General features: G+C 50.0%; 5 protein-coding genes. 1 reads left to right on the top strand and 4 read right to left on the bottom strand.

The features are described 5' to 3' along the window. Positions 1 to 120 precede the first annotated feature (120 nt). From HMPREF9429_RS03095 to HMPREF9429_RS03080, 4 genes are all read right to left on the bottom strand, one after another. Positions 121 to 705, bottom strand: coding sequence for a sigma-70 family RNA polymerase sigma factor (locus HMPREF9429_RS03095; RefSeq protein WP_006941546.1), 585 nt, complete (start codon positions 703 to 705; stop codon positions 121 to 123). A gap of 65 nt (positions 706 to 770) precedes the next feature. Next, positions 771 to 998 carry a DUF2922 domain-containing protein gene (locus HMPREF9429_RS03090; protein ID WP_006941544.1) on the bottom strand — a complete coding sequence of 76 codons (228 nt, stop codon included), beginning with the start codon at positions 996 to 998 and terminating at the stop codon, positions 771 to 773. A gap of 19 nt (positions 999 to 1,017) precedes the next feature. Further along, entirely contained in the window at positions 1,018 to 1,233 is a 216-nt protein-coding gene (locus tag HMPREF9429_RS03085) for a DUF1659 domain-containing protein (protein ID WP_006941542.1), read from the bottom strand. A 205-nt stretch (positions 1,234 to 1,438) separates the two neighbouring features. Further along, positions 1,439 to 1,663: a hypothetical protein gene (locus HMPREF9429_RS03080; RefSeq protein WP_006941541.1), complete on the bottom strand. Its 225-nt coding sequence runs from the start codon at positions 1,661 to 1,663 to the stop codon at positions 1,439 to 1,441. A gap of 506 nt (positions 1,664 to 2,169) precedes the next feature. Between HMPREF9429_RS03080 and HMPREF9429_RS03075 the strand changes: the two genes are divergently transcribed. After that, positions 2,170 to 5,984: ESPR-type extended signal peptide-containing protein (locus HMPREF9429_RS03075; RefSeq protein ID WP_006941539.1), on the top strand; the 3,815-nt coding region annotated here is incomplete at its 3' end.

Here is a 5,984-nt window from a genome sequence, read left to right as displayed (position 1 = left end):
ATCTCCCTTGTTTAGGCAAGGGAGATTTTTTGCAAAAAAGGAAGCTCTCCGGGTGCGGAACCGTGAGAGCTTCCTTTTACGTTCTTATACGAAAAGTGATGATATTTTGCAAGGATACAGCTATATCTTGGCACGACAGGCGGACCGAACCTTTTCCTTAGCCTTGTGCAGACGACGGCTTACCTTAGCCTGACTACAGCCGAGGCGACGGGCGACGGCCGTTTCCGTAAAGCCCTCTATGCAGCAATGGACGAGAACATACCTTTCTTCGTGAGTCAAATGATTGAGCAAGGCCTTTTGGTCGTCATGACGAAGAATAAAGGACTCTTCCGGTCTGCTCAGAGGATTCGGATCGGTTACCTCCGGCAGGTCCGTTTCCTCTCCGTCCGTTGTCAAGACGGAAACGGCCGTGTAGAAACGGTCGCGACAGGCGGCCAGATGTTCACGTCGTAAGGCCTGACGAACAAAAGCTTTCAAATAATAAGCGAAAGGCTTGTCGCCGTCTAAGGGACAGGCCATGATGCAATGCAATGCTGCTGTCACGGCTGTCTGGTAAGCGTCGGCATGAGTGGGGAAGGAAGAAGCGTAACGACGAACTTGACTCAAAATCAAGGGTGTATATCGAGTGAGGAGTCGTTCTTTCGATTCAGTACAACCGCGGCGTGCATGACGGATACACGCTGTCGTATCCCAATGGGCTTGCATGAATAATCACTTCTTTCGTTACAAGATGTTCTCTTTTCGAAAGAGTCGCAGATACAGTCTCTTTCTTATGCGAAGGTTTCGACCTTGCGGGTTACAATTCGGCTTTCCTGCAGGGAGGATAAGTCGCCCGTTTCAGTGGCGAATACTTTAGCGTTTAAGATGTCGGCAACGGCCTTATCAACGCTCTCCTTGTCCAAGTCGGCCTTCGGTCGCTGCAAGGTGTAGTTGACTTTTTTGCCTGCATTGTCGGCAAAGGATAAGATTAAAGTTTTCGTTTCCGATTTAGTAATCATGGTAGATCCTCCTTATGAATTACGCCGTTATTTCGTACTGAACCGTTTCTTTCACTCCGTCCAAAGCATCAGCCTGTAAGGATGCGAGAGCGTTGGCGGCTGTTAAGACGTTGCCGGAGTCGGCATCGGCTTTAAGGGAAGAAAAATTAAGGGTGCGTGTTTTTTTCTTACCCGCCTCGTCTGTATACGAAACGGTGAGTTGTAACTTACTTGCCAGTGCCTGTTTTGTTGCCATATACGGGACCTCCTTAAACGAGTAGATGAAAATCGCTTATTCATACCGCCGAATCCCGTGACGACGGGTGGCGTAGAGCGGTAAGGTTGAAACCGCCGGTGTCGGCCGGAATGAATATACGAAGTTATAAAGTGTCACGGATCTTGGAGGGGGAATAAAAGACCGTTGACATATAAGAGTTTATACAGCTGCACGGATGATGAGTCTAAGCTGTACGGGAGGGGGACTTCTTTTTGTCCCCGTCCATGGAAAAACGAATCGTATCGCCTACGGCCAGACCCATAACCGTGGCACCGCCGCCGACAGGGCAGGGACAGCGGGCCGCGCGTCCGCAGAGAAAATAGGGCTTTCGATCCGTTAAAAACCGGAATAAACGGCTAATCCAAAAGATAAGGCGTTCTTTGGTAAGCGTTCTGAGAAACTCCGACAAGGGCAACCCTCCTTTCGTTTATCCCCTCTACTCATATAAGGCAAAAAACAGGTCGATTTTATTCACGAGAACATAAGGAGTTTGAAAAGAGAACTCATATATATACTTCTTCAAATATTTCTTAAATCCTTCTTTTTGTGTATAAAAAATAACAAATGGGGACTAAAAATTTCTTATAGAGTATCATGGCGGCACCTTATTAACGCTAAACATAAGCCGCCGTTAACGATATAAATTCATCATACTTAAATGTTACAAAAGAATCACAAATAAAGAGAAAACCACGCAAAAGAGACAAGAAAATGAAAAAAACGGATGTAAAACTTTCAGATGTAACGAAAATTAAATTTAAAAATAATGATTCCGTAAAAAGAATAATGATTTTTTTATATTGATATGAGGATATTATGAACTTTTAGTTGTATTCACTCATATATATATAATATTATATAAATTGCTATAAATACTAAAACTAAAATTAGGGAAATATTACCAGAGGTAGCTATATGAACAAGATTTTTAAGATTGTTTGGAGTAAGTCGCGGCAATGTTATATTGTCGTATCCGAGTATGCGAAGAATACAAGCGGTAAGAAGTCGGTAGCCACGGCCTTGGTGGCATTTGCCGTATTGGCGGGAAGCAGTGCCGTACAGGCGGCACCTCCCGGCGGTGAAGGTGTGCTTAGTGCACTCTGGATTGGGTCAGGAGCTAGTGCAAGTGGAGAAAACTCGATGGCTATAGGCAGAGCGGCGAAATCGACTGAAAATAAGTCTATTGCTATCGGCTCCGATGCCAAGGCATATGGTCGTCCCCTGACCGGCATCTGGCCTAATAAAGAAGTGCATCCGGCAACGGCAATTGGGGCACATAGTTTTGCTGACGGTGACAGCACCTTGGCCGTAGGCTTTGGCACCAATGCCTCCAATACTAAAGCGACAGCTGTAGGTGCCAATGCTTCCGCTACCGGTACGGATTCTACCGTTGTCGGATCCGGTGCAAGTACCAATCAGGCATCGGCATCCGTGCTGGGTAGCAATGCTACAGTAACCGGCGTTGCCGGTACGGCTGTCGGTTCTTCATCAACGGCAGCAAACAATTCCTTTGCGGGCGGTAACAACGCTATGGCAACCGGCGGCAATTCCGTCGCTATAGGCGTGACGACCAAAGCCTCGGGTACCGGTTCTGTAGCCGTAGGAAATACCGCTCAAGCGACCAATAATTCTACAACGGCTGTCGGTGATGGGGCTAAGGCTACAGGAATCTCCGGTTCAGCCTTCGGGCAAAATGCTAACGCATCCGCTTCTTTTGCACTGGCTGTCGGTGTAGGGGCACGAGCATCTGATATTTATACATCGGCCTTCGGTAGCGGGGCTTCTGCCGGCGGTACGTACGGTACGGCTATCGGTACGAATGCGAAGGCCAATGTGGGCCCCGGTACGGCTATCGGTGCCAATGCCAATGCGGAAGGTGACGGATCGACGGCTGTCGGCGGCACGAATGCTCCGGGAGTTCAGAATGTAACTATTGCCGGCAATGCGGTAAGCATTACGAATAATGCTTATGCGAAGGGACAAAATTCTTTAGCTGTAGGCTATCAGACTCGTTCTATGGGGATAGAGGCCGTTGCAGTCGGTACGAAGGCTGTTGCCAACGGCACATGGAGTGTAGCTGTCGGCCGCGATCTTTTTGCAAAAGGAAAAAACTCTGTTGCTATGGGGGAATCATCTCAGGCAATGACGGATAACGCTGTTGCAGTCGGGCTTAGGAATAATTCTACAGGAGGCTCGGCGGTTACTCTGGGTCGTGATTTGACAGCCAATGGTGAATACAGTGCCGCTATCGGTTCGTCCTCTTCGGCAAGTGGGCAGTTCGCTCTGGCTATCGGCACCGGTTATGCTGGCGGCAATCCGGCTACGCCTAGCAGTTATGGGGCTAATGCATCGGGGAATTCATCCATTGCCATCGGTCGTAGTACACAAGCAACGGCAATGGGAGCAACAGCTATAGGCGGGGCTCAAGATGACAGTGCTTTAGGTGCTAAAGCATCGGGAGTCTATGCAACAGCCATCGGCGGTTTATCGGAAGCATCCGGTGCAGGGGCTTTAGCCTTGGGAAGTAACAATAACGGCTTCGGTGCTAAGGCGACAGGTGAAAAGGCCATCGCCGTCGGTGCGGCGGCGACTGCGTCGGGAGCCCGGAGTGTCGTTGTAGGGGTGAACAGCTCTGCAACCAGTAACGATGCCCAGGCCATCGGCAACAGTGCCAGCGTGGGATCTAACTACGGGACGGCCCTCGGTACTTTCGCGACGGTTGCCGGTAATGCAGATCGAGGCATTGCCATCGGCAACTCGAATCAAGCGTCGACGGCTACAACCGTAAAAGTGGCTGACGGCATTGCTTTGGGTTCTTATTCCGTAGCGGATAAAGGAGCCGGCGTAAGCGGATATAACATGACTGCACTTCGGGATAATTCTTATGCGGGAACGACCGGTGCCTTTACATCCGGCCTGGGGGCCTTAGCTATCGGCACGGGTCAAAAGACCCGTCAGATTACGGGCGTAGCTGCCGGTAATGCCGATACGGATGCAGTCAACGTGGCTCAGCTTCGTTCCGTAAGCTCGAGGGTAAAGGCTTATAACGAAAACACGGCAAACGGTGCCAGTGATTATATATTGGCGAATCAAGCCCTGGTTGCTAAATCTACGGATAAGGATAAACTTGAAATACAAGCATTGAACACCAATGAAGGAGTCACGCTGACCTTTACGCCCAAGACAACGGCTGTCATTCAAAACGGTAACAGCCTTGTCACGGCAGGCGCTGTATACACGGCGATTGATAAAGCCAAGACTCACTACGTATCGGTAAAATCGACGGAAAACAATAACCGAGACAATAACGGTGCCAGCGGCTTAAACAGCGTAGCTATAGGCGGAGCTGTCGGAGTTTCCGGAGATGAAAGCATCGGCATCGGTCACAGTATCACCGGAAACAGTGACGGAGAGCGGTCCGTACTCCTGGGTTCACAAATTATGAATCTAAATAGAGAAGGTGTTCTCATCGGTCAGAATTTATTCAATAAGGGTACCAATAACATCTTGATCGGTAAGGGGATCGCAGCGAACGACGCCTATGCCTCGAACAATGTGGTTCTCGGCAACGGAGCTACTTTATCAGGGGCACAGGCTGTTCTCATCGGTAAAGGGACCGGTAGCTACGGCGCTTCGACAGTGACCATCGGCGACGGGACGACGGCCGGTACGCAAGCACACCCGAGTGCCGGAGCCGTGACCATCGGTAAGGGTGCAAAGAGTTACGGTGCTTCGGCCGTAACTATCGGTGACGGAGCCAGTGTGGGCACGGCAGCTCAAGCCGTGACTAATTCCGTTGCCATCGGCAAGGGGGCTACGGCGACAGGAGCAAGTTCCGTCGTTATCGGTGACCATGCCAGGTCCTCTAATGAAGGTTCCGTAGCTATCGGCTACAGTAACAGCGTATCGGCGGATAACGGGGTAGCTATCGGTAACGGTACGAGCGTTACCGCTATTGACGGCGTTGCTATCGGTAACAGCTCTATGGCAAACAGAGCCCCGGGCGTTACCGGCTACGATGCCAATGATAATAAAACCGATAAGTATGCAGGGCTTACCGGCCGGGCTATTATGTCCAACCACGGGGCCGTTTCGATCGGCGGCAACGGGTTTTCGCGACAAATCATCGGTGTCTCTGCCGGTTCGGCGGACACGGATGCAGTCAATGTGGCTCAGTTAAAGTCTGTCAACCTCGGCTTTGCCGGAAATACGGGAACGAGCGATGTGAACTTGGCAAAAAGCACCCTTGGCATTAAGGGCGATAATACATATATTAAGACGTCGGCAGTCGGCAGAAATCTGACTATTACGCCCAATATACAAAATATTACGATGAACGGTACGAGTGCATCAGCCGGTACGGGTCTGGCCGATGCCAACAATGTGGCTTCAGCCATCAACACGGCGGTCAATTCTGCAGGTTGGAAGATAAAGGCTATGGGCTCAGGGTTGGGGGTTCGCACGGGCGATACGGAGGAAACACGAATAGGCAATAACGATAGCGTATTGTTACAAGCAGGAGATAATCTGGTTATCAATAAAACGGGAAACCGTTTTACCTATTCACTCAACCCCGTTCTCAATCATCTTACAAAGGCCATGTTTACGAGCGGATCCGATGTGACGACTATCGATGCGAACAGCATTACCATGACGTCAAGCGGTATATCCCTTACAAACAGCGGTATCAATGCGGGCAACAAGGTAATCAGCAATGTAGCCAGCGGCGG

Origin of the sequence: Megasphaera micronuciformis F0359, from assembly GCF_000165735.1 — a bacterium.
Taxonomy (GTDB): Bacteria; Bacillota; Negativicutes; order Veillonellales; family Megasphaeraceae; genus Megasphaera; species Megasphaera micronuciformis.
The sequence above is the reverse complement of the archived record's forward strand: the minus strand, read 5'-3'. Positions and strand labels throughout refer to the sequence as shown.